Below are 22803 nucleotides of genomic sequence, written 5' to 3' on the forward strand. Positions count from 1 at the left end.
GGCGAGTCGCAACGATGGAGAGGCACGATGCGCGAACTGGCCGAACGCGGACTGGAGGGCGAACGGGTGGCGAGCACCCCGCCGGCGCGGGGGCGGCGCAGCGTGACGGTCAACCTGGCCGAATCGCCGCTGTCGTGGCTGCGCGCCCGCGGGTTGGTGAGCCCCCGCCAGTTCGATGCGGGCGAGCAGCTGCGCGAGGATTACGAGCGGGCATCGCTGGGGCCGCGGGTGACGATGCGTTGGGATGCGGGGCCACGCGGCAGCGGCAGCCGGGGTGCGCCCTCCGCAGGCACGCCGGGCGGGCCGCAGCTGTCGGCCAAGCGCCGCTTCGACGCGGCGATCGCGGCGGCGGGGCCGGGGCTTGCCGATGTGCTGTGGCGGGTGGTGTGTGCGGGTGAGGGCTTGCCGGCGGCGGAAAAGGCGCTGGGCTGGCCGGCGCGTGCGGGGCGGCTGGTGCTTACGCTGGCGCTCGATCGGCTGGCGGAGCACTACCGGCTTCCGTGAGGAAGCGGCGATAGGCCCAGCCGATGCCGATGAGCGCGAAGCCGAGGCCCAGGAAGGAGAGGATGCGCAGCACGCCTTCGAGCGCGGCGGCGTCGACCAGGAACACCTTCAAGGTGGTAGCGGTGAGCAGCAGCAGGCCGAGCAGCCGCAGGTCGGACGCCTTAGCGGTGATGCCGCGCCACAGCCAGAACAGCGACAGGCCGAGCATGGCGGCCGAATAGCCCCAGTTCTCGCCCGTCCCGAGCGGGCCGGTGAGGATGCTGCCGTGGGTTGCCTGGCGCACCGTGGCGACGAGTGCCAGCAGGGTGAGCGCGGCGGCGACCGGGCGGGTGCGGCGGCGGGGCGGCAGCGTCCAGAACAGCGCGGCGGCGAGCGCGAAGTGCAGCGTGGCGGCGTTGAGCAGCGGGACCGCGCCGACCGCGTGGGTCACGCCGGCGGGGTTGAACACCATCAGGTCGAACCAGACGATCCGGGCGACGCCGAGCGCGAGCAGCAGGCTTGCGACGCGCGGGAGGCGGCGGTTGCGCACCAGCGCCCAGCCGGCGAGGAGCAGCGCCTGGGTGATGACCGCGCGTTCGACAAAGCCAACGGCGGCAAAGGCCGGGGGCTCGGCGATGGCAAGGGGCTGCTTGAGCAGGAGATAGGCGAGCAGCGGCACCGCGCCGCCGCCGACGGCAAGGGCAATGCGGCGGGCGCGGCCGAAGCTTTGCCGGTCGGCGAACAGGATCGAGACCAGCACGGCGGTGGGGAGGCCAAGGAAGCGCAGGATGTCCCGCAGCGGCGGCAGCAGGCGATAGGGCAGCATCTCGCCGAACAGCGAGCGGCCGAACGCTTCCGCCACCTGGGCGAGCGGGATCAGCGCCAGCACCAGCAGCCCGAGCAGCGGCAGGAGGGTCAGACGGCGCACCGAAGCGTCGCCGGTGGTACGGCCCCAGCCGGCGAGCGCGGCCATCGCGGCGGCGAGCGGCAGGGCGACCAGCGCGCCGGGCACGATCTGCTGGAGGCCGGCCGAGAGCAACACCGCGGCGGCGAGCCCACCGCCGACGAGGCCGGTGTCCTGCGCGTCGGCGCGGTCGCGGTGGCGCCAGCTCAGCCACGCGCAAGCGCCGGCGAGCAACAGGTCGAGCAGGCACCAGAAGGAGGGGGCGAGCAGCCGGGTGGCGGCGAGCTGGGCGACGAGCACCGGTCCCGCGGTGCCGACGACGCCGAGCAGCGCCCAGCCGCGGCCCGTGCGCGACAGCAGATGGCCGGGGATGGCGAAGAGCAGCGTGGCGAGGATGGCGGCGGTCGCGGTCACGCCGGGGACGGGGCGCATCAGGCCGACGCCGAGCAGCACCAGCACGAGGCCGAGCGCGGCGACGGGCGCGGGCATCAGCTTGGCGTCTCGCCATGCCAGGAACAGCGCGGCCGCCGAGAGGACGAGATAGAAGCCCCAGGCGAGCGGGCCGAAGTCGAGCAGGGGCGCGGCAAGCAGCAGCTGTGCGAGTCCGGCGACCATCGGTGCGGCGCGTAGCCACGGGCGCCGGATGCCGGCGGAGGGGAGCGCAAGGGTGACGCCGAGCGCGAGCGCGACGATGAAGGCGGCGACCCCGGCGACTTCGTCCGCGCGGACGGCGGCGAGCAGGAACCCGGCCCAGCCGAAGGCGGAGGCGCCGGCTGCGAGCGCCAGCCACATCCAGCCGCGCGCGACCGCCAGCCACAGCAGCGCCGCCACGAACAGGCCGAGATAGACGAGCAGCGGGCCGATGCCGGCCGCGTCGAAGCCGGCGACGAGCGGCGCGGCGAACCCACCCGCCAGCGCCATGACCGCGGTGGGCGGGCCGTGGCGAAGCGCCAGCCCCAGCGCGACGCCGGTGATCGCGAGCATGATCGCGAACCCCGCGATCGGGCTCACCAGATCGTAGAGCGCGGCGGCGAGATAGAGGGTGGCATAGGCGCTGGCGATGCCGGCGCCGGCGAGCACCTGGGCGATGCGCGGGTCATCGCGGGTGGCGGGCAGGCGGCGGGCGACTTCGCCGCCGGCGAGCAGCAGCAGTGCGAACAGCCCGGCGAGGACGGTGCGGATGCCGGGGGTGAGCAGGCCGCTCTCGATCGACAGGCGCACCAGGAAGACGCCGGCGAGCACCAGCGCGGCGCCGCCGACCCACACCGGCAGGCGGCCGCCGACCAGCGCCTCGAAGCTCGGCATCTCGAAGCGCGGCTTGGGCGGGGCGACGGGTTCGAGCGGGGCGGAGAGGGGTGCGGCAGGCGCAGCGGGGCGGCGGACGACGGCCGGCTCATCGCGGCGTTCGACCGCTGGCGGGGTGGCGATCGGCTGGGCCGGTGCCTCGAACCGCGCCTCGGCCAGCGCCTCGCGGAGATGCTCCACCTCACGCTCGACCGCCGTCAGCCGGCGCCACATCAGGACGAGCGCGGCGACGATGCCGGCGAACAGAAGCGTCATGAACAGGTCCACGCCCCGTGTTGTGGCACAGCTGTGCGCGCAAGTCCGCACGCAATCGCGTGGACGCGGGCAGCGGCTCGCTTATATGCGCGGGCGTCCTTCAGGAGCGCGCAGCCATGCAGATCGAGTTCGTCAAATGCCACGGGTCGGGCAACGACTTCCCGCTGGTGGACGCGCGGGCGCTGGACCTGCCGGAGGATGCCTGGGTGCGGCTGGCGCGCGGGCTCGCAGATCGCAACGGGCCGGTGGGCGGTGACGGGCTGTTGCTGCTCACCCGCGGCGATGCCACCCATGCGTTCGGGATGCGGATGTTCAACTCGGACGGGAGCGAGGCGGAGACGTGCCTCAATGGCGTGCGCTGCACCGCGCGGCTGGGGTTCGAGCGGCTGGAGATCGCGGACGCGCGGGTGCTGCTCAAGACCAGCGATGCCGAGGCGCGGCTGCAGCCGGAACTGGCGCCGGGCGTCACCACCATCCGCACGCGGGTGGGGCCGGTGTCGACGCGCGCCGCCGACGTCGGGCTGCGGATTCAGGAGCGCGAGGTGATCGATGCGCCCATCGCCGGGCTGCCGAGCGACCGTGCCTTCACCGCCGTGGCGATGCCGAACCCGCATTTGGTGACGTTCGTGGAGCAGGTCGACGAGGCGGAGCTGGTGGCGCTGGGGGACTGGTGCGAGGCGGCACCCGCGCTGCTCCCCGCGCGCGGCAACGTCAGCTTCGTGGAGGTGCGGGGGAGCGACGACGCGCCGGCCTTGTTCGTGCGCACCTATGAGCGCGGCGTGGGCCTCACCAACAGCTGCGGCAGCGCGATGGCGGCCTCCACCTATGCGGCGGCGCGGACGGGACGCATCCCCTTCGATCGCGAGACGCGGGTGTTCAACCGCGGCGGCATGGTGCGGGCGAGCGCGACCGAGGCTGCCGAGGTGACGATCGCCGGCAATGCGACGTTCGAGTGGGAAGGGCGGATCGCGTTCGATCCGGCGACCGGGGCGCTCGGTGCGCTGGAGGTGATCGCGCGGCGGCCGGCGGAGGTTGCGGCGTGGGAGGCGATGCTCGCGGGGCTCTGAACCCGCCCTATCGCCGCCGACACCGTGTTCCTGCGCAGGCAGGAACCCAGGGCCACGCAGAGCAACGCTTGGCAGCTTCCGGAACCCTGGGCTCCTGCCTTCGCAGGAGCACTGGAGGGGGGCGGCGTGCGGGTTCACCTCGGGTGCGTGAAGGCAGCGTCAGGGAAAGCGATCATTCCTGAAATTTCTTTCCGACCACTAAACACGCAATAAAATATTGCGAACGCTGGCGCTGCTGGCGTAGGGGCGGCGCGATTTCGGTAGAAAGAGTGTCATGCCCGCATATCGTTCGCGTACCACCACCCACGGCCGCAACATGGCCGGCGCCCGCGGCCTCTGGCGCGCGACGGGGATGAAGGATTCGGACTTCGGCAAGCCGATCATCGCGGTGGTGAACAGCTTCACCCAGTTCGTGCCGGGGCACGTCCACCTCAAGGACCTGGGCCAGCTGGTCGCGCGCGAGATCGAGGCGGCGGGCGGTGTCGCCAAGGAGTTCAACACCATCGCGGTCGACGACGGCATCGCCATGGGCCACGGCGGCATGCTCTATTCGCTGCCCAGCCGCGAACTGATCGCCGACAGCGTCGAGTATATGGTCAACGCCCACTGCGCGGACGCGATGGTGTGCATCTCCAACTGCGACAAGATCACGCCCGGCATGCTGATGGCGGCGCTGCGCATCAACGTGCCCGCGGTGTTCGTCTCCGGCGGGCCAATGGAGGCCGGCAAGGTCGTGGTGAAGGGCAAGAAGCGCGCGCTCGACCTGGTCGACGCGATGGTGGTGGCCGCCGACGAAAGCTACAGCGACGAGGAAGTGGCCGCGGTCGAGCGTTCGGCGTGTCCGACCTGCGGCAGCTGCTCGGGCATGTTCACCGCCAATTCGATGAACTGCCTGACGGAAGCGCTGGGGCTGTCGCTGCCGGGCAACGGATCGACGCTCGCGACCCATGCCGATCGCGAGAAGCTGTTCCGCGAGGCGGGGCACCTGATCGTCGATCTCGCCAAGCGCTGGTACGAGCAGGACGACGTGACCGCCACGCCGCGCGGCATCGCCACCATGGGCGCCTTCGAGAATGCGATGAGCCTGGACATCGCGATGGGGGGCTCGACCAACACGGTGCTTCACCTGCTGGCGGCGGCGCATGAGGCGGGCGTCGACTTCACCATGGGCGATATCGACCGGCTGTCGCGGCGCGTGCCGTGCCTGTGCAAGGTCGCACCGGCGAAGGCCGACGTGCACATGGAGGACGTCCACCGCGCGGGCGGCATCATGTCGATCCTGGGCGAGCTGGAGCGCGGCGGGCTGATCGACGCGAGCCTGCCGACCGTGCATGCGCCGACCATGGCGGACGCGCTGGCGCGCTGGGACATCGGCCGCACCAACAGCGAGGAGGTGCGCGACTTCTTCCGCGCGGCACCCGGTGGCGTGCCGACCCAGACGGCGTTCAGTCAGGCCGAGCGGTGGGAGGCCCTGGACACCGATCGCCAGAGCGGCGTGATCCGTTCGACCGAGCATCCCTTTTCCAAGGACGGGGGCCTCGCGGTGCTGTTCGGCAACCTCGCGCCCGAAGGCTGCATCGTGAAGACCGCGGGCGTGGACGATTCGATCCTGACCTTCCGCGGCCGCGCGCGCGTCTACGAGAGCCAGGACGCGGCGGTGGCGGGGATCCTGGGCAACCAGGTCGAGGCCGGCGACGTGGTCGTGATCCGCTACGAAGGGCCCAAGGGCGGGCCGGGGATGCAGGAAATGCTGTATCCGACGAGCTATCTGAAGTCGAAGGGGTTGGGCGCGGCCTGCGCGCTCATCACCGACGGGCGCTTCTCCGGCGGCACCTCCGGCCTGTCGATCGGCCATGTCTCGCCGGAAGCGGCCGAGGGCGGGCTGATCGCGCTGGTGGAGACCGGCGACCCGATCCTGATCGACATCCCCAACCGCGGCATCCGGCTGGACCTGGACGACGCGGTGCTCGCCGAGCGGCGCGCGGCAATGGAGGCGCGGGGGGCAAAGGCTTGGAAGCCGTTCGGGCGCAAGCGCGAGGTGTCGCCGGCATTGCGGGCGTATGCCGCGCTCACCACCAACGCTGCGCGCGGCGCGGTGCGCGACGTGAGCCAGGTGGAGGGGTAGGCGTTTCTTCGATCCGGCCAGCGTCTCTACCGTATCCCCGCGAAGGCGGGGATCCAGGGTCCGGCAGGACAACACCTGGCAGCGCCCGGTACCCTGGGCTCCCGCCTGCGCGGGAGCACGGAAAGAGCGAGCGCTATCCTTCGCGAGCGGCGTACCCCGGCGAAGGCCGGCGTCCAGTTGCGATGGTGCTCGATGTGTCGCGCAACCCACGGCCGCCTTCCCAACTGGGCCCCGGCCTTCGCCGGGGTACGACAGGGGGTGGATCACGTTTCGCGATCCACCGACGCGTCCGCAGGACGGAAGGGAACGGCGGTGCGCGCGCAGCTTCTCGCACACCCTTCCCCGGCCTCGCGCCCTCGGCTAGACCCGCGCGGATGACGCCACCCCTGGACTGCCCCAGCGAAGGCCGCTTCGACGGCGCCGAACACCGGTTCGCCCTGCGCGTCTATTTCGAGGACACGGACCTGTCGGGCGTGGTCTACCACGCCAACTACCTGCGCTACATGGAGCGGGCGCGCTCGGACATGCTGCGGCTGACCGGCTGCGACCAGCGTGCCGCGTTCGAGGCGGGCGAGGGGGCCTATGCGATCCGCGACCTGCACATCCGCTATGCGAGCCCTGCGCGCCTCAACGACGCGCTGTTGGTGGTCAGCCGCATGACGCAGTTGCGCGCGGCATCGGTCGTCATTCATCAACGAGTAATGCAGGGTTCGGTGTTGGTAGCCGAAGCGGAGGTCGAGGTGGCGTTCGTGGCACCATCGGGCACCCCGCGTCGGCATCCGCCGGCCTGGCGGCGCACGTTCGAGACCCTGATCTGGAAGGAAAGCTGAGAGCCTGATGGACGTTCTGGTAAATATCGACGCGGCCTCCATGTCGCCGATTGGCTTGTTCATGCAGGCGGACTGGGTTGTGAAGTTCGTGATGCTGGGGCTGTTGGCCGCCAGCATCTGGACCTGGGCGATCATCCTGACCTTCCTGGGCCGGCTGCGCCGCGTGCGCCGCGATACCGAGGCATTCGTCGAGGAGTTTGAACGGACCGAGGACATCGACGCGTTCCACAAGAAGCACGTGACCGGCAAGAGCGCCGTCGCCCACGTCTTTGCCGCGGGCGTGCGCGAATGGCGCCGCTCGACCGCCAGCACCACCATCGACCGCGACGGCACGCGCGAGCGGCTGGCGACCAGCATGGGGTCTGCGGTGGCCGAGGAAGTCGACAAGCTTTCGGACCGGCTGAACGTGCTGGCGACGATCGGCTCGGTCGCGCCCTTCGTCGGCCTGTTCGGCACGGTGTGGGGCATCATGCGCAGCTTCACCGGCATCGCCCAGGCCCAGAACACCAGCCTGGCGGTGGTGGCACCGGGCATCGCGGAGGCGCTGTTCGCGACCGCGATCGGCCTGTTCGCGGCCATCCCGGCGGTGATCGCGTACAACCGCTACAGCCACCGCATCAACCAGGTGGAGGCGCGGCTCAACCGCTTTGCCGACGCGTTCCACGCGACGCTGAGCCGCCAGTTGGAAGGCGTGGACTAAGCCCATGGCGATGCAGCTTCCGTCCAGCCGCGGCAAGGGCCGGCGCACGCCGATGGCGGAGATCAACGTGACCCCGTTGGTCGACGTGATGCTGGTGCTGCTGATCATCTTCATGGTGACGGCGCCGCTGCTCACCACCGGCGTGCCGGTGAACCTGCCCGACAGCCGCGCCAAGGGGCTGGAGCAGGAGCAGGAGCCGGTGCAGCTGTCGCTCGCCGCCGATGGCAGCATCTATCTGGGCGACACGCCGGTCAGCGAGCAGGCGTTGCCCGAGCAGCTGGCGCGCATCGTCGGCAGCCAGCCGGCCGGTGCCGAGCCGCGCCAGGTGATGCTGCGCGCCGACACCGCGCTCGACTATGGCCGGGTGATGCGGGTGATGGGCGAGCTCAACCGCGCGGGGCTGAACCGCGTGGCGCTGGTGTCGACGCAGGGGGACGCGCCCTGATCGTGCGCTTGCCAACGGAGGTGCGGCGATGAGCCGTACGGAAAAATGGGCGCTGGGCGGGGCTGCGATTGGGCATGCGCTGCTGTTCGTCGGCCTGTCGCTCGTCTGGAAGGGCGAGCAGCCCAAAGAGCTGAAGATGTCGCCGCCGATCGACGTCAGCCTGGTGGATGAGGTTGCGCTGGAATCGACCGCGCCCGCCGAGACCGAGGCGCCGGACCAATCGGTGGCACCCGAGCAGGGCGCGCCGGAAGACGCGGCGCCCCCGGAAGAGACCGCGCCCGAGCCGGAACCCCAGCCTGCGCCTGCGCCCCCGGTGCCGCAGCCCAAGCCCGAGCCCCGGCCCGAGCCGAAGCCGGCGCCCAAGCCGCAGCCGGCACCAAAGCCCGTTCCCAGGCCGCAGCCGCCCAAGCCCAAGCCGGCCCCGGCCCCCAAGCCTGCGCCCAAGGCACCGGCGAAGCCCGCGCCCAAGGCCGAGCCGAAGCCGGCGGCGAAGCCGGCCGCAAAGCCCGCCCCGGCCAAGCCCGCGGCAGCCGCGGCCAAGCCCAAGGCGGCGCCGGCGAAGGGCAGCGGCACCGACGCGGCGGCAAAGGCAGCCAAGCCGCGCGGATCGCGGCTGGGCGCCGATTTCGCCAAGAGCCTTGCCGATACGGCAGCCGAAAAGGGCAAGGGCCAGACCGCGCGTGCGGCGCAGGTCGGCGCGCAATCGCTCGCCGGCCTGGCCGCGGCGATCAGCCGCCAGGTCCAGCCCTGCGCCAACCGGATCACCAATCCGGGGCCGGGCGCCAACCGTATCCGCTCGCGCATCAACCTGCAGATGGCGAAGGACGGCAGCCTGACCGCGCGTCCCAAGCTGATGGGCCAGTCCGGCGTCGACGACGAGAACGGCCGCTATGCGCAGCGCGTGGGCGAACTCGCGGCGGCGGCAATCATCCAATGCGCCCCCTTCGAACTGCCCGATGAGCTGTACGAAGGCGGTTGGAAGAACATCACCATCAACTACAAGCTGCCCGGCTGACGGAGAGAGCCATGCGTATCCCCTTGTCCCGCCTTGCCACGCTTGCGTTGGCATCCCTCAGCTTCGGCCTTGCCGCGGCGCCCGCCCATGCCCAGGTCGAGGTCGACATCGAAGGCGGTATCTCCGATCCGATGCCGATCGCGGTGCCGGTGATGCCGACTCCAAGCGACGTCGGCACCGCCGCCGGCCAGACCAGCGCGCTCGGCCGCCAGCTGGCCGAGGTGGTGGCGAACGACCTCAAGAACTCCGGCCTGTTCACCCCACGCGGTCCACAGGGAATCGCTGCGGTGCCGTTCGCGCAGGCGGCCGCTCCTGACTTCGGCTATTGGGCCGGCACCCAGGCGCAGGCGCTGGTCCAGGGCTTCGTGCGCGCCAACGGCGACGGCACGCTGACGGTGGGCTGCTACCTCTACGACGTGTTCGCGCGCACCGAGCTGACCCGCCAGGGCTTCGTGGTGACACCGGCCGAGTGGCGGCGCGCGGCCCACAAGTGCGCCGACACCGTCTACACCCGCCTGTCGGGCGAGGGGCCGTACTTCGACAGCCGCATCGTCTATGTCTCGGAGACGGGGCCGAAGGGCAAGCGCATCAAGCGGCTGGCGATCATGGACCAGGACGGCGCCAACCACCGCTTCCTGACCAACGGCCAGTCGATCGTGCTGACGCCGCGCTTCGCGCCGAACCAGCAGTCGATCGTCTACATGAGCTATCAGAACGAGCGGCCGGCGATCTATGTCTATGACATCGCATCGGGCCAGCAGCGGCTGCTGGTGCGCAACGCCAGCCTGACCTTTGCGCCGCGCTTCTCTCCGGACGGGCGCTGGGTGATCTTCTCCATGGCGCAGGCGTCGAACACCGACATCTATCGCGTGTCGGCGTCGGGCGGCACGCCGCAGCGGCTGACCAACTCGCCCGGCATCGACACCGGCGGCAGCTATTCGCCAGACGGCAGCCGGATCGTGTTCGAGAGCGATCGTTCGGGCACGCAGCAGCTCTACGTCATGAACGCCGATGGCTCCAACCAGCAGCGCATCAGCTTCGGATCGGGCCGCTATGCGACCCCGTCGTGGAGCCCGCGCGGCGACCTGATCGCGTTCACGCGCCAGGGCGGCGGCAGCTTCCGCATCGGCGTGATGAGCCCGTCGGGCGGCGGCGAGAAGCTGCTGTCGGACGCCTGGGGCGACGAGGGGCCGAGCTGGTCGCCCAACGGCCGCGTCCTCACCTTCTTCCGCGCGTCGCAGGGCGGGGCGGGCAAGGCGGACGTGTGGTCGGTCGATCTCACCGGGCAGAACGTCCGCCGCATCCCGACGCCGCTCGACGGGTCGGATCCGAGCTGGGGGCCGCTGCGCCCCTGACGGGCGCCGGCACCCGCAGGGCGGGCGTCCCAGAACCAGGCTTTAGCACTTGCCGCCGCATCGGGTTGTGGCGGAATATACATCTGTAATCGAGGAGACAGCTGATGGCGAAACTGACGAGCAAGTTGATCGTGGCGGCGGCCCTGGTGGCGACGGCCGGCTGCGCCAAGAAGCGCCCGGAAGTGCTGCCGCCCGCCCCGGGCGAGACCGCTGCGCCGGTCGACGGCACCGGCACCGGCGGCCAGACGGGCACCGGCGTGGTCCCGGGCAGCCGCGAGGACTTCCAGCAGTCGGTCGCGGGCGACACCGTCAACTTCGCGCTCGACAGCTACGACATCGACCCGCAGGCGCGCTCGATCCTGGACAGCCAGGCATCGTGGCTGCAGCGCTACCCGAACGTGCGCATCACCATCGAGGGCCATGCCGACGAGCGCGGCACCCGCGAATACAACCTGGCGCTGGGCGATCGCCGTGCGAACGCCGCGTCCAACTATCTGGCGGCGCGCGGCATCGCTGCGGCGCGGATCACCACGATCAGCTATGGCAAGGAGCGTCCGCTGGCGCTCGGCTCGGACGAGAGCTCCTACGCGAAGAACCGCCGCGCGGTGACCGTCGTCCTCCAGTAACCACCAGCCGCCGCCGGAACCGGGCTGGTTTCGGCGGCGTTCCCCCGGGGCATGAAGCCCGTCCAACCGCCTGCGATCCGCGATCCGGTCGACCTCGTCACCGCCAAGCTGCACGCCTGGGTCAACGGCTTCTTCCTCCAGCTCCCCAACATCGTCGCCGCGATCGTGCTGCTGCTGGTGGCATGGGGCGTCGGCAAGGCGATCGCCTGGGGCATCCGCCGGGTCGGGCGACGGCGCCACCGGCTGGACTTGAGTGCGGTGCTCGGGTCGCTGGCCTTCGGCGCCGTCATGGTGGCCGCGCTGCTGCTGGCGGCGACCATCGTCTTTCCCAGCGTCAAGCCGGCGGACGTGCTCGCGACGCTCGGCATCGGCTCGGTCGCGATCGGCTTTGCCTTCAAGGAAATCCTGCAGAACCTGTTTGCGGGCCTGTTGCTGCTGATGCGGCGGCCGTTCCGGCGCGGCGACCAGATCGTCATCAAGGACTATGAGGGCACGGTCGAGCACATCCAGAGCCGCGCGACCCTGATCAAGACCTATGACGGCAGGCGCGTCATCATCCCCAATGCGGACCTCTATATCTCGCCGGTGATGGTCAACACGGCCTTTCCGGTGCGGCGCGAGCAGTTCGACGTCGGCATCGGCTATGGCGACAAGCCGTCCCATGCCGCCGAGCTGTTCCTGGAGGCGATCCGCAAGGTGGAGGGCGTGGTCGCGGACCCGCCGCCCGAGGTGCTGCCCTGGGGCCTGGACGACAACTACATCACCCTGCGCGCGCGCTGGTGGACGGAATCGAAGCGTACCAGCGTGGTCCACATCCGGTCGCGCGTGGTGCTGGCGCTGTACGAGACGGCGATCGCGCACGGCATCGACCTGCCGTTTCCGACCCAGATGGTGCTGTTCCACGACCAGACCGAGGAGGCCGACGGCGACCGTGCCCGGCAGCGCGAGGGCTGGCCTGCGGGTGGACGGCCGCCCCACGCGCGGCGGCTTCGGCGGCGGGAAGGTCCCTCCGACGAGGGGGCGCAGGAAGAGCGCGTCGTCGCAGAGGGCGCGCGGGAGGAGCGCTGAGCGCTGCGTCTCTGCGTACCCCCGGCGGAGGCCGGGGCCCAGTTGCGGCGCCGTTTCGGTTTCGCGCACCCACACCGCCTTCCCAACTGGGCCCCGGCCTCCGCCGGGGTACGGTGTCGTGCGGGGCGGGGCGTTCTTAGTATCTCGCGGGTGGGAATGGGCTGAGCAACGCAGGAGCCCAGGGTTGCTCGCGCTCCCCTTGTTGTCCCGCACCAATCCCGCTTGCGTTCCTGCCGACCTGATATAAAAGTGATATCACATTAACAGGGAGGCGGAGATGGGATCGGATCGGGTGTTGCGGCAGAGCCTGGAGCGGCCGGCGACGACGTACAACGGCTTCGTGATGCTGCTGGTCGGGCTCGGATTGATCGTGCTGGGTGCCGTGGGGGCGCTCAACGCGCCGGTGCATCCCTGGGGCATCGTCCTCCTGATCGTGGCCGGGGTTGCGCTGCTGCTGGTGGCGTGCGGCTTCTACCTGCTCCAGCCCAACCAGGCGGCGGCGATCCTGCTGTTCGGCGACTATCGCGGCACCGATCGCACGACGGGCCTGCGCTGGAACTGGCCGTGGCTCACCAAGTCCAAGATCTCGGTGCGCATCCACAACATCACGTCCGAGCGGCTGAAGGTGAACGACCTGCGCGGCAACCCGATCGAGATCGCGTCCAACGTCGTGTGGCGCGTTGCCGACACCGCGCAGGCGCTGTTCGACGTCGACGACTATAAGGCGTTCGTGATGGTGCAGATCGAGAGCGCGGTGCGCGCGATCGGATCGCGCTATCCGTACGACGACTTCACCCATGAGGAGATGACGCTGCGCGGCAACGCCGACGTGGTGAGCGAGGAGCTGCGCGTCGAATTGCAGGAGCGGGTGGCGAGCGCGGGCGTGCAGGTCGACGAATGCCGGCTGACCCACCTCGCCTATGCACAGGAGATCGCCCAGGCGATGCTCCGTCGCCAGCAGGCCGAGGCGGTGATCGCGGCCCGCCAGAAGCTGGTTGAGGGTGCCGTCTCAATGGTCGAGACCGCGCTCGCCCAGCTGTCCGAGAAGAACGTGGTCGAGCTCGACGACGAGCGCCGCGCGGCGATGGTGTCGAACCTGATGGTGGTGCTCTGTTCGGAGCGCGACACCCAGCCGGTCGTGAACGCGGGCTCGCTGTACCAGTAACGTGGCTGCGCCCCCGAAAAAGGCGTTCCCCCTGCGCCTCGATCCCGCGCTCTATGCGGCGATCGAGCGCTCGGCTGCGGGCGAGTTGCGCAGCGTCAACGCGCAGGTCGAATGCCTGCTGCGCGAGGCGCTGGCGAAGCGGGGCGTGAAGCTTGCCGATCCCCAGCCGGTCCGCCGCGGTCGGCCGCCCAAGGAGAGCGATCATGGCGAATGAGAAAAGCAGGGACGACGACCTGTGGTTCGCCCCCAAGCGCTTCGGCTATGGCACCGGCTGGCCGATCGCATGGCAGGGATGGGTGCTGCTGGGAGGCTACCTCGCGCTGTTGCTGCTGGGGTCGCACTATGTGGCGCCGGGGCATCCGATCGGCTTCGGCATCTTCGTGGGCGTGCTGACGATCGCCGTCCTCGCCCTCTCCGCCACCCATACGCGCGGCGGGTGGCGGTGGCGCTGGGGCGGCGACGACGAATAGCCGGGCTTTGCACCACCCGCGTCCGGAAGGGCTTGCCCCTGCTGCCGCCGCATCCGAGAGGGATCCGAAGGCAGCGAGGGGAAGCGCGATGTGGATCGAGGTGGTCGGCTGGTCTGGATCCTTCCTGATCCTGCTCGCCTACGCGCTGCTGTCGACCGGCCGGCTGGATGCGCGCGGCGTGCCGTATCAGTTGATGAACGTCGTCGGCGCGCTCGGCATGGCGATCAACGGCTGGGCGCACGGCGCGCTGCCGAGCGTGTTCAACAATGCGATCTGGATGGGCATCGGCCTGCTCGCGCTCGCAGGGCTGCGCGTCCGCCGGGCGTAGCTCGCTTCCTCAGGCGGCGCGGGTTGGGGTCGGTAGCAGTAGCGCATCGAAGGCCTCGACCGGCATCGGGCGGCCGTAGAGATAGCCCTGCGCGCTTGTGCAGCCGCACTGGGCGAGCAGGTCGCGCTGCGCCTCGGTCTCGACACCCTCGGCGATGACCTCGATTCCGAGCATGCTGCCGAGGAACGCCATGGCGGTGACCACCGCTGCATCGGCCTTGTCGTCCACGAGGTCGCGAACGAAGCTGCGGTCGATCTTGATCCGGCTGATCGGATAGTGCTTCAGCACGCTCAGCGAGGCATAGCCGGTGCCGAAGTCGTCCAGCGCGACGCCCACCCCCTGGTCGCGGAGCACGCGCAGGGGGGCGAGCATGGTCTCGTCTTCCCGCAGGATGATGTTCTCGGTCACCTCCAGCTCCAGGGCGCTGGGGGGAAGCCCGTGGCGGTCGAGTTCGGCGCGGACGCGCTCGGCAAGCGTGCCGTCCCGGAACTGCGCGCTGAACAGGTTGATGCCCAGCACGAAGCCGGGGGCGCCCCCATGCCAGCGGGCGGCCTGGCGGCATGCCGTCTCCAGCACCCAATGCCCCACGTCATGCGCGAGACGCCCCGATTCCAGCGCGGGCAGGAAGGCGTCGGGCGTCAGCAGCCCACGCTCGGGATGCTGCCAGCGCAGCAGCGCTTCCGCGCCGAGCAGGGCGCCGTCGGCCAGCCGGACCTGGGGCTGGTAGAAGAGCCGGAACTGGCCCTGGTCGAGCGCGTCGCGCAACTCGCCCTCGAACGCGCGGCGATGCAGGGCCGCGCTGCGCAGCGCGGGCGTGTAGAAGCGCTGGCAGTGCCGCCCCTCGCTCTTGGCCTGGTACATGGCGAGGTCGGCGGCGGAGAGCAGGTCCTCCGCATCCGTGCCGTCGCCGGGAAAGGTGGTGACGCCCACGCTGGCGCTGACATGCACATCCTGCCGCTCCAGCGCGATGGGGGCCGAGACCGTCTCGGTCAGCCGATCGGCGATGGTGGTGGCATGGGCGCGCGGATCCGCGCCCGGCAGCAGGATCGCGAACTCGTCACCCCCCAGCCGGGCGACCGTGTCGAACGGCCGGACGCAGTCGAGCAGGCGAGCGGCGATCGTCTTGAGCACCGCGTCGCCGGACGAATGGCCGAGCGTGTCGTTCACGTCCTTGAACTGGTCCAGGTCCAGCATCAGCAGCGCGAAGGGCTCGTCCCGCGCGACCAAGGCCGAGGTGCGGTCGAGCAGCGCGGCGCGGTTGGGAAGCTCGGTCAGGGGATCGAAATGCGCCATGTGGAACAGCCGGTCCTCGGCCGCGCGCCGCTCCGTCAGGTCGCGCATGATCGATCCGAACGCCGCATGCGGGCCTTCCGACCACATGGACAGCGAGAGCTCGATCGGGAACTCGCGGCCGTCCTTGTGCAGCGCGACCAGCTCGACCTTGCGCCCGATCAGCTTGGTGGTGCCGCCGTGTGCGGCACGCATGAGGCCACCGTCGTGCAGTCCCCGCGCCTTGGGCGGCACGATGATGTCGATGTCCTGGCCCTCGGCCTCGTCGGCGGTGAAGCCGAACATGGCCTCAGCCCCTGCGTTCCAGAAGCTGATGCGGCCATGATGGTCGGCGACCACGATCGCGTCGGGCGTGGTCGCAGCGATGTTGTGGAAGCGCGATTGGCCGATGCTGCGCGCGATCTCCAGGCGGCGCACCTCCAGCCGGTTCATGACGATCGCGGCAAGCGCCAAGAGGTTGGCGCGATCCGCATCGGTAAAGCGGCTGCGCGGGCGCGGGTCGATCAGGCACAGCGTGCCGATGCCATAGCCTTCCCGCGTGCGCAGCGGCGCCCCTGCATAGAAGCGGATGAAGGGCGTGTCGGTCACCAGCGGATTGTCGGCGAAGCGAGCATCGGTGCTCGCATCGAGCACGACCAGTTCCGCCTCATCGGCGAGCGCATGCGCGCAGAAGGAGATTTCGCGCGGGGTCGTGGAGATGTCGGTGCCGACGGCCGCCTGGAACACCTGCCGGTCGTCGGCGACGAAGGAGACGGCGGCGCTCGCGGTGCCGAACACGCGCGACGCCAGCCGGGTGATCTCGTCCAGCCCGAGGTCCACGTCGGGCGCGAGCGCGTCATATTCGGCGAGCGCCGCGAGGCGTTCTTCCTCATTCCACAGGAGCGGGGGCAGGCGCATGCGGTCTCCGGCCGACGTTGGGAGACCGCTATGCGGTTCAAAAGGCTAAGGTTCCGTTAGCCACGCTGCGTGCCCGGCCGCGCGAAACGCAGCCGGGCAGCGCGCATCACGCCTCGCCGAAGACGCGGGCGAAGATCGTGTCGACGTTCTTGAAGTGATAGTCGAGGTCGAAGCGCGCCTCGATCTCCTCCGGCGAAAGCGCGGCGGTGACTTCGGGATCGGCCTTGAGCAGGTCGAGCAGCGACAGGGCGCCGTCCGATTCCCACACCTTCATCGCGTTGCGCTGGACGAGGCGATAGGCGTCCTCACGGGACACGCCCGCCTGGGTCAGCGCCAGCAGCACGCGCTGCGAATGGACCAGCCCGCCCATGCGGTCGAGGTTCTTCTGCATGCGGGCCGGATAGACCAGCAGCTTGTCCATCACGCCGGTGAGGCGTGCGAGCGCGAAGTCGAGGGTGATGGTCGCGTCCGGGCCGATGTAGCGCTCGACCGAGGAGTGCGAGATGTCGCGCTCGTGCCAGAGTGCGACGTTCTCCATCGCCGGGATGGTGGCGCTGCGGACCATGCGGGCGAGGCCGGTCAGATTCTCGGTCAAGACCGGGTTGCGCTTGTGCGGCATCGCCGACGAGCCCTTCTGGCCCGGCGAGAAATATTCCTCGGCCTCGAGCACTTCGGTGCGCTGGAGGTGGCGGACTTCGGTGGCGAGCCGCTCGATCGAGGAGGCGATGACGCCCAGCGTCGCGAAGAACATCGCGTGGCGATCGCGCGGGATCACCTGGGTCGAGACGGGCTCTACCGAGAGGCCGAGCTTGTCGGCGACATAGGCTTCGACGCGCGGGTCGATGTTGGCGAAGGTGCCCACCGCGCCCGAGATCGCGCAGGTGGCGACGTCCGCGCGCGCCGCCACCAGGCGGGCGCGGTTGCGGGCGAACTCGGCGTACGCCTCGGCCATCTTGAGGCCGAAGGTCACCGGCTCGGCATGGATGCCGTGGCTGCGGCCGATCGTGGGCGTGAGCTTGTGCTCATAGGCGCGGCGCTTGAGCACCTCGAGCAGCCGGTCGAGATCGGCGAGGAGGATGTCGGACGCGCGGGCGAGTTGGACGGCCAGGCAGGTGTCGAGCACGTCCGACGAGGTCATGCCCTGGTGCAGGAAGCGCGCTTCCGGGCCGGTCCGTTCCGACACATGGGTCAGGAAGGCGATGACGTCGTGCTTGGTCTCCGCCTCGATCGCATCGATGCGGGCGATGTCGAACGGGCCGGCGGCTTCGTGCGCCGCCCAGATCTTGGCGGCAGCTTCCTTGGGCACCACGCCCAGTTCGGCGAGCGCATCGGTGGCGTGGGCCTCGATCTCGAACCAGATGGCGAAGCGGGTCTCGGGCGACCAGATCGCGGTCATCTCTGGGCGGGCGTAGCGGGGAACCATGCGGGTCTGCCTGTCTGGAGTTTCGGTTGGCCGCCGAATGCCAACGCTTTGCCCCCGAGTCGAGCGGAAAAGCCGACAAGATGTCGTCTAAATGATGGCCGGCTAGTGGTGAAAACCAAGAATTGATGCCTATATTCTTCTCACAGCCAGAAGCGCTGCGCCGACACTGTGCCGGTGCGCGCAAACATCGGAAATGGAGGCTGAAGATGTTGAAGCAGATTCTTCTGATCGGTGCGATGACGGTTGCTGCGCCTGCACTGGCGCAGACCGGCCAGACCACGCCGGGAAGTCCGTCCGCGGGAATGGGTACGCCGGGCGCGCAGCCGCAAAGCTTGCCCTCGACGGCGACCACTCCGGGCACGACCCAGGCAGCGCCGCAATCGACGCCGGATGCGCAGTCGTCCGCGGCCGCCACCCCGTCGCAGATCGCACAGGTGGTCGAGCAGGATTTCCCCAAATATTCGGGCGGCAAGGAAACGCTGACGCAGACGCAGTTCGGTGCCTGGATGGCCTCGCTGCGCTCGGCGACGGAGCCCGGCGCCACCGCCGACAGCCCGCAGATGAAGACCTGGATCACCCAGGCCTTTGCGCAGGCCGACACCGACAAGTCGAAGTCGGTGACCAAGGCGGAGCTGACGAGCTTCCTGACCAGCGCGGCGGGCTGACCCCGCGCCGGGTGACCCAAGCACCCCATTCCGGCCTTTTTTCCCCTGGGCCGGTGCCGGCCGCCGGACGTCTGTCCGGCGGCCGTTTGCGTTGTTGAGTGGGCGCTTTGCCGTGGGTGTGGAGCGTCGGTATTCGGACCGGAGCGCCAGATTTGCCGGAAGCAGGGTGAACGGTCCGCGCCCCTGCTGAGACGCCCCCCAGCTGGACCCCGGCCTTCGCCGGGGTACGGGATGGTTTGCCGATCAGACGCGTCCACCCGCGCCGACTTCCTACCCTTGTGCCTTCTTCGTACCCCGGCGGAGGCCGGGGCCCAGTTGCGGTGATCTGGCGTGGGTACGCAACGCGTGCGCTTCTCCTGACTTCACCTGCGGGAACCCCGCCGCCCCTACATCAGTCCCTTGGCGCGCAGGCTGGTATGGCCTTGGGTGCCGATGACGATGTGGTCGTGCACGGCGATGTCGAGGTGCCTGGCCGCCTGCATCACGATGCGGGTGAGATCGATGTCGGCGCGGCTGGGGGTCACGTCGCCGCTGGGGTGGTTGTGGACCAGGATGATCGCCGCCGAGCCGAGCTCGATCGCGCGGCGGATCACTTCGCGCGCATAGATGGGCGCCTGGTCGATCGAGCCTTCCGCCACCAGTTCGTCGCGGATCAGCATGTTGCGGACGTTGAGGTGCAGGACGCGCACCCGCTCGATGCGGTGATAGGCCATTTCGGCGTGCAGATAGTCGAGCACCGCCTGCCAATTGGACAGCACCGGCCGCGCCGCCATCTCGCCGCGCAGCATGCGGATCGCCGACGCATGGGCGATCTTGAGCGCGGCGACGGCGGTGTCGCCCATGCCGGGCACGCGGGCGATGGCGCGGGGATCGGCCGACAACAGCCCGCCCAACCCGCCGAACTCGTGCAGCAGCGCCTTGGCAAGCGGCTTGGTGTCGCGGCGCGGGATCGCCAGGGCGAGCAGATACTCGATCAATTCATGGTCGAGCAGCGCTTCCCCGCCGTCGTCGAGCAGCCGGCCGCGCAGGCGTGCGCGGTGGCCGGTGCCGTCGGTGCTGGGCCCAGGCGGGGCGGATGCGTTCATGGCGCGTTGAGGCTAGGCGGTGCAAAGCCCAGACGCAATCGTGGCGCTTGACCCGCTGGGAGGGGGCCGTAACGATCGCCGGCGATGGGAGAGTGGCAATCCGCGTGACGCCTGGGACGATCGACACGCCGGATGACCTGCCCGGGCGGCGGCGCTGGTCGCGTCGCAGGCGCGCGGCGCTGGCGGTGGCGCTCGTCCTGCTACTGGCGCTGGTCGCGCTGTGGTTCAACCGCCGGCCGATCGCCGACAGCTTCGTGCGCCGCGCGCTCGCCGACCGGGGCGTGCCTGCCCGCTACAAGATCACCGACCTCAGCTTCGGCCGCCAGCGGCTGACCGACGTCGTGATCGGCGACCCCCGCAACCCGGACCTCGTCGCCGACTGGGCGGAGCTGCGCACGCGCATGACGCTGCGCGGGCCCGAGGTGACGGGCGTGCGCGTGGGGCGGGTGCGTCTGCGCGGCCGGCTGGTCGACGGCAAGGTATCGTTGGGGACGATCGACAAGCTGATGCCGGCCCCCTCGGGAAAGCCGTTCGCGCTGCCCGAACTCGACGCCCAGATCGGCGACGCGCGCATGCGGCTGGAGACGCCGGGCGGCGTGGTGGGGCTGAAGCTCACCGGTAGCGGCCGGCTGGACGACGGGTTCTCGGGCAATCTCGCGGCGGTGTCCGATCGGCTGGGGATCGGCGATGCGTGCACGGCCGGGCAGTTGCGCGCGGCGGTCGCGATCCGGATCGCCGACGCGCGGCCGACGATCGCAGGGCCGGTGCGGGCCGGATCGCTTTCGTGCGGCGACACCCGCCTGGCGGGGCTTGCCACTCGGATCGACCTGACGCTCGGCGAGCGGCTGGATCGTTGGCAGGGGCGCGCCGAGCTTGCCGCCGCCGAGGTGGCGGGCGCCGGGGCGCAGGTGCGCGGCGTGAAGGGCCGCATCGACTTCACGGGCAGCGCGCGTGACACGCAGGGGCGGGCGGCGCTGGAGAGCGGTGCGTTCGCCGCGGCCGGCATCGGCGGCGAGGCGCTGGCGATCGACGGCCGCTACCGGATCGGGGCGGAGCAGGCCTTCCAGGGCAATGCGCAAATGCGCGGCGCTGCGTTGCCGGCCGCGACGCTCCGGCAGGTGGCGGGGCTGGGCGAGGCAGGCGCGGGATCGCCGGTAGGGCCGCTGATGGCGGCCATCGCCAAGGCAGGCGTTGCCGCAGGCCGGCGATTCGACGCGGGCGCCGAACTGGACGCCACCAACGGCGCCAAGGGCGGGCGCGTCGTGGTGCGGCGACTGTCGGCACAGGCCGCGAGCGGCGCGCAGGTCGTGCTCTCGGGCGCCGAGGGCGTCGCCTATGGCTGGCCGGACGGCAGGGCGTCGCTCAACGGCACGCTGACGATCGGCGGCGGCGGCCTGCCCGAGGCGGCGGTCCAGCTGGCGCAGGCGCAGCCCGGCGGCGCCGTCACCGGCACCGCGATCGTGCGGCCCTATGCGGCGGGGGGCGCGCGGCTGGCGCTCACCCCCGTGCGGTTCACCCGCGCGGGCGACGGCACCACCCGCTTCGACACGCAGGCGACGCTGAGCGGCCCGCTTGCGGACGGGCGCGTCGACGGGCTGGTGGTGCCGCTGTCGGGGCGCTGGGACGGGGGTGCCGCGGTGGCCGTGAACCCCGACTGCACGAGCGTCGCGTGGCAGCGGCTGGCCGTGTCCTCGCTGGTGCTGGACCCTGCACGGCTGCGGCTGTGTCCTACGGGCGGGGCGCTGGTGGCGGTGAACCGCGCCGGGCTGGGCGGCGGCGCGCGGCTGGGTGCGACGCGTCTCGCCGGGCGGCTGGGCGGCACGCCGGTGACGCTGGCGATGCGCGGCGGGCGGCTGGACCTCGCCCGCCTCGACTTTGCACTCGACGGCGTGGAGAGCCGGCTGGGTGCGCCGGAGCGGGTGACGCGGATCGATGCGGGCCGGCTGGAGGGGCGGGTCGCGGGTGGCGGCGTCGGCGGGCGCTTTGCCGACGCGGCCGGGCAGATCGCCAACGTGCCGCTGCTGCTGTCGGGCGCGGCGGGCGACTGGCGCTTTGCCGGCGGCGTGCTGACGCTGGCCGGCGGGCTGAAGCTGGACGACACCCAGACCGGCGAGCAGCGCCGGTTCGAGACGATGGCGAGCGACGATGTCGCGCTGACGCTCGCGGGCAACACCATCACCGCGACGGGCACGCTCAAGCATCCTGCCAAGCAGGTGACGGTGGCGACGGTCGCGATCACCCACGAACTCGGGACGGGTGCGGGCACGGCGGACCTCAAGGTGCCGGGCATTGCCTTCGGCGACACCTTCCAACCCGAGGAGCTGACGCCGCTCACCTTCGGCGTGATCGCCGATGTGAAGGCCGTCGTGTCCGGCGACGGGCACATCGCCTGGAACGGGCAGGGCGTGACCAGCACCGGCACGTTCCGCACCGAAGACGCCGAGCTTGCGGCGGCGTTCGGCCCCGCGACTGGCATTTCGGGCGAGGTCCACTTCACCGACCTCCTGGGGCTGGTGACGGCGCCGAACCAGCTGCTCACCATCGGCGAGGCCAATCCGGGCATCCCGTTCAAGGACGGGCAGCTGCGCTACCGGCTGATCCCGGAGCAGCGCATCCAGATCGAGGGCGGGCGCTGGCCGCTCGCGGGCGGCGAGATGGTGCTGGAGCCGACCGTGCTCGACTTCTCGCCGCAAAAGGACCGGCGCATGACCTTCCGCGTGACGGGGGTGGATGCGGGCCTGTTCCTCCAGGAGTTCGAGTTCAAGAATTTGAGCGCAAGCGGCACCTTCGACGGGGTGCTGCCGATGATCTTCGACCAGCGCGGCGGCCGCATCGAGGGCGGGCGGCTGGTGGCGCGCGAAGGCGGCGGTAACATCGCCTATGTGGGCGAAGTGACCAAGGAGGACGTCGGCTTCTGGGGCAATCTGGCGTTCCAGGCGCTGAAAAGCCTCGATTACCGCAACCTCACGCTGGAGATGAACGGGCCGCTGGCGGGCGAGATGATCACCGCGATCCGCTTTGCCGGCGTGAGCCAGGGCGAGGGCACCAGCTCCAACTTCCTGATCCGGCGACTCGCGCGGCTGCCGCTCGTCTTCAACGTCCGGATTAAGGCGCCTTTCCGCCAGCTGATCGACTCGGTGCAGAGCTATTATGATCCGGGCCGGCTGATCGAGCGCAACCTGCCCGCGCTGATGGAAGCGCAGGAGCAGCAGGGCGGGGCGCCCGCGCAGCAGCCGTCGGCGCCGACGGGTGCGACTCCGCCCGTTCAGCCCCCGGAAAGCGACGATAGACCATGAACAACA

20 protein-coding genes are annotated in these 22803 nt (G+C 70.6%); 16 read left to right on the forward strand and 4 right to left on the reverse strand.

The window, feature by feature from the left end; all coding sequences use genetic code 11:
• Positions 1-27 precede the first annotated feature (27 nt).
• Positions 28-504 (forward strand): DUF6456 domain-containing protein, encoded by a 477-nt coding sequence (locus tag MHZ35_RS11085; protein ID WP_125959048.1) that lies wholly within the window; start codon positions 28-30, stop codon positions 502-504.
• Here the strand turns inward: MHZ35_RS11085 and MHZ35_RS11090 are convergent.
• Complete coding sequence (locus MHZ35_RS11090) at positions 458-2947, reverse strand: DUF2339 domain-containing protein (protein ID WP_239435646.1); 2490 nt, start codon at positions 2945-2947, stop codon at positions 458-460. The genes MHZ35_RS11085 and MHZ35_RS11090 overlap by 47 nt on opposite strands.
• 116 nt (positions 2948-3063) lie before the next feature.
• Here MHZ35_RS11090 and dapF point away from each other — a divergent pair, with 116 nt between their 5' ends.
• The 13 genes from dapF to MHZ35_RS11155 all read left to right on the forward strand — a co-directional run bounded on the left by dapF (position 3064) and on the right by MHZ35_RS11155 (position 14141).
• Positions 3064-4014: a diaminopimelate epimerase gene (gene dapF / locus MHZ35_RS11095; RefSeq protein WP_239435647.1), complete on the forward strand. Its 951-nt coding sequence runs from the start codon at positions 3064-3066 to the stop codon at positions 4012-4014.
• Between the two features lie 274 nt (positions 4015-4288).
• Positions 4289-6139 (forward strand): dihydroxy-acid dehydratase, encoded by a 1851-nt coding sequence (gene ilvD / locus MHZ35_RS11100; RefSeq protein ID WP_239435648.1) that lies wholly within the window; start codon positions 4289-4291, stop codon positions 6137-6139.
• A 374-nt stretch (positions 6140-6513) separates the two neighbouring features.
• A complete protein-coding gene (locus tag MHZ35_RS11105) occupies positions 6514-6969 on the forward strand; it encodes a YbgC/FadM family acyl-CoA thioesterase (protein WP_239435649.1) in 456 nt (151 codons plus the stop codon).
• 7 nt (positions 6970-6976) lie between these two features.
• Positions 6977-7669 carry a protein TolQ gene (tolQ, locus tag MHZ35_RS11110; RefSeq protein ID WP_239435650.1) on the forward strand — a complete coding sequence of 231 codons (693 nt, stop codon included), beginning with the start codon at positions 6977-6979 and terminating at the stop codon, positions 7667-7669.
• Between the two features lie 4 nt (positions 7670-7673).
• Positions 7674-8114, forward strand: a complete 441-nt coding sequence (gene tolR, locus MHZ35_RS11115; RefSeq protein WP_125959043.1) for a protein TolR — start codon at positions 7674-7676, stop codon at positions 8112-8114.
• A 28-nt stretch (positions 8115-8142) separates the two neighbouring features.
• Positions 8143-9129 carry a cell envelope biogenesis protein TolA gene (locus tag MHZ35_RS11120; RefSeq protein ID WP_125959042.1) on the forward strand — a complete coding sequence of 329 codons (987 nt, stop codon included), beginning with the start codon at positions 8143-8145 and terminating at the stop codon, positions 9127-9129.
• Positions 9130-9140: 11 nt separating this feature from the next.
• The gene (tolB, locus tag MHZ35_RS11125; protein ID WP_125959041.1) at positions 9141-10484 is read left to right on the forward strand and encodes a Tol-Pal system beta propeller repeat protein TolB; all 1344 of its coding nucleotides are present in this window, start codon (positions 9141-9143) and stop codon (positions 10482-10484) included.
• Between the two features lie 104 nt (positions 10485-10588).
• Positions 10589-11110: a peptidoglycan-associated lipoprotein Pal gene (gene pal / locus MHZ35_RS11130; protein ID WP_239435651.1), complete on the forward strand. Its 522-nt coding sequence runs from the start codon at positions 10589-10591 to the stop codon at positions 11108-11110.
• A gap of 51 nt (positions 11111-11161) precedes the next feature.
• Positions 11162-12178: a mechanosensitive ion channel family protein gene (locus MHZ35_RS11135; RefSeq protein WP_239435652.1), complete on the forward strand. Its 1017-nt coding sequence runs from the start codon at positions 11162-11164 to the stop codon at positions 12176-12178.
• 277 nt (positions 12179-12455) lie between these two features.
• Positions 12456-13343: an SPFH domain-containing protein gene (locus MHZ35_RS11140; RefSeq protein WP_239435653.1), complete on the forward strand. Its 888-nt coding sequence runs from the start codon at positions 12456-12458 to the stop codon at positions 13341-13343.
• Position 13344: 1 nt separating this feature from the next.
• A complete protein-coding gene (locus MHZ35_RS11145) occupies positions 13345-13557 on the forward strand; it encodes a toxin-antitoxin system HicB family antitoxin (protein ID WP_132882603.1) in 213 nt (70 codons plus the stop codon).
• Complete coding sequence (locus tag MHZ35_RS11150; RefSeq protein ID WP_239435654.1) at positions 13547-13813, forward strand: hypothetical protein; 267 nt, start codon at positions 13547-13549, stop codon at positions 13811-13813. The genes MHZ35_RS11145 and MHZ35_RS11150 overlap by 11 nt, the downstream gene beginning before the upstream one ends.
• 88 nt (positions 13814-13901) lie before the next feature.
• Positions 13902-14141: a CBU_0592 family membrane protein gene (locus MHZ35_RS11155; RefSeq protein ID WP_239435655.1), complete on the forward strand. Its 240-nt coding sequence runs from the start codon at positions 13902-13904 to the stop codon at positions 14139-14141.
• A gap of 9 nt (positions 14142-14150) precedes the next feature.
• Here the strand turns inward: MHZ35_RS11155 and MHZ35_RS11160 are convergent, their stop codons facing one another.
• Positions 14151-16328 (reverse strand): putative bifunctional diguanylate cyclase/phosphodiesterase, encoded by a 2178-nt coding sequence (locus MHZ35_RS11160; protein ID WP_239435656.1) that lies wholly within the window; start codon positions 16326-16328, stop codon positions 14151-14153.
• A 106-nt stretch (positions 16329-16434) separates the two neighbouring features.
• A complete protein-coding gene (gene purB / locus MHZ35_RS11165) occupies positions 16435-17751 on the reverse strand; it encodes an adenylosuccinate lyase (RefSeq protein WP_132882599.1) in 1317 nt (438 codons plus the stop codon).
• 206 nt (positions 17752-17957) lie between these two features.
• Here purB and MHZ35_RS11170 point away from each other — a divergent pair, with 206 nt between their 5' ends.
• Positions 17958-18416: a hypothetical protein gene (locus MHZ35_RS11170; RefSeq protein ID WP_239435657.1), complete on the forward strand. Its 459-nt coding sequence runs from the start codon at positions 17958-17960 to the stop codon at positions 18414-18416.
• A 386-nt stretch (positions 18417-18802) separates the two neighbouring features.
• Here the strand turns inward: MHZ35_RS11170 and radC are convergent, their stop codons facing one another.
• Positions 18803-19501: a RadC family protein gene (gene radC / locus MHZ35_RS11175; protein ID WP_239435658.1), complete on the reverse strand. Its 699-nt coding sequence runs from the start codon at positions 19499-19501 to the stop codon at positions 18803-18805.
• A gap of 92 nt (positions 19502-19593) precedes the next feature.
• Between radC and MHZ35_RS11180 the strand changes: the two genes are divergently transcribed.
• Positions 19594-22797, forward strand: a complete 3204-nt coding sequence (locus MHZ35_RS11180; protein WP_239435659.1) for a YdbH domain-containing protein — start codon at positions 19594-19596, stop codon at positions 22795-22797.
• The last annotated feature ends 6 nt before the right edge of the window (positions 22798-22803 follow it).

This window comes from Sphingomonas sp. ACRSK, from assembly GCF_022346685.1.
Classification (GTDB): Bacteria; Pseudomonadota; Alphaproteobacteria; order Sphingomonadales; family Sphingomonadaceae; genus Sphingomonas; species Sphingomonas molluscorum.

Excerpts from the sequence above, each read along its gene's own strand:
- MHZ35_RS11150 (WP_239435654.1), top strand. The coding sequence starts at position 13,547 with ATGGCGAATGAGAAAAGCAGGGACGACGACCTGTGGTTCGCCCCCAAG.
- dapF (WP_239435647.1), top strand. The coding sequence starts at position 3,064 with ATGCAGATCGAGTTCGTCAAATGCCACGGGTCGGGCAACGACTTCCCG.
- MHZ35_RS11135 (WP_239435652.1), top strand. The coding sequence starts at position 11,162 with ATGAAGCCCGTCCAACCGCCTGCGATCCGCGATCCGGTCGACCTCGTC.
- MHZ35_RS11155 (WP_239435655.1), top strand. The coding sequence starts at position 13,902 with ATGTGGATCGAGGTGGTCGGCTGGTCTGGATCCTTCCTGATCCTGCTC.
- MHZ35_RS11140 (WP_239435653.1), top strand. The coding sequence starts at position 12,456 with ATGGGATCGGATCGGGTGTTGCGGCAGAGCCTGGAGCGGCCGGCGACG.
- pal (WP_239435651.1), top strand. The coding sequence starts at position 10,589 with ATGGCGAAACTGACGAGCAAGTTGATCGTGGCGGCGGCCCTGGTGGCG.
- MHZ35_RS11120 (WP_125959042.1), top strand. The coding sequence starts at position 8,143 with ATGAGCCGTACGGAAAAATGGGCGCTGGGCGGGGCTGCGATTGGGCAT.
- purB (WP_132882599.1), bottom strand. The coding sequence starts at position 17,751 with ATGGTTCCCCGCTACGCCCGCCCAGAGATGACCGCGATCTGGTCGCCC.
- tolB (WP_125959041.1), top strand. The coding sequence starts at position 9,141 with ATGCGTATCCCCTTGTCCCGCCTTGCCACGCTTGCGTTGGCATCCCTC.
- tolR (WP_125959043.1), top strand. The coding sequence starts at position 7,674 with ATGGCGATGCAGCTTCCGTCCAGCCGCGGCAAGGGCCGGCGCACGCCG.
- MHZ35_RS11105 (WP_239435649.1), top strand. The coding sequence starts at position 6,514 with ATGACGCCACCCCTGGACTGCCCCAGCGAAGGCCGCTTCGACGGCGCC.
- MHZ35_RS11160 (WP_239435656.1), bottom strand. The coding sequence starts at position 16,328 with ATGCGCCTGCCCCCGCTCCTGTGGAATGAGGAAGAACGCCTCGCGGCG.
- MHZ35_RS11085 (WP_125959048.1), top strand. The coding sequence starts at position 28 with ATGCGCGAACTGGCCGAACGCGGACTGGAGGGCGAACGGGTGGCGAGC.
- tolQ (WP_239435650.1), top strand. The coding sequence starts at position 6,977 with ATGGACGTTCTGGTAAATATCGACGCGGCCTCCATGTCGCCGATTGGC.
- MHZ35_RS11170 (WP_239435657.1), top strand. The coding sequence starts at position 17,958 with ATGTTGAAGCAGATTCTTCTGATCGGTGCGATGACGGTTGCTGCGCCT.
- radC (WP_239435658.1), bottom strand. The coding sequence starts at position 19,501 with ATGAACGCATCCGCCCCGCCTGGGCCCAGCACCGACGGCACCGGCCAC.
- ilvD (WP_239435648.1), top strand. The coding sequence starts at position 4,289 with ATGCCCGCATATCGTTCGCGTACCACCACCCACGGCCGCAACATGGCC.
- MHZ35_RS11090 (WP_239435646.1), bottom strand. The coding sequence starts at position 2,947 with ATGACGCTTCTGTTCGCCGGCATCGTCGCCGCGCTCGTCCTGATGTGG.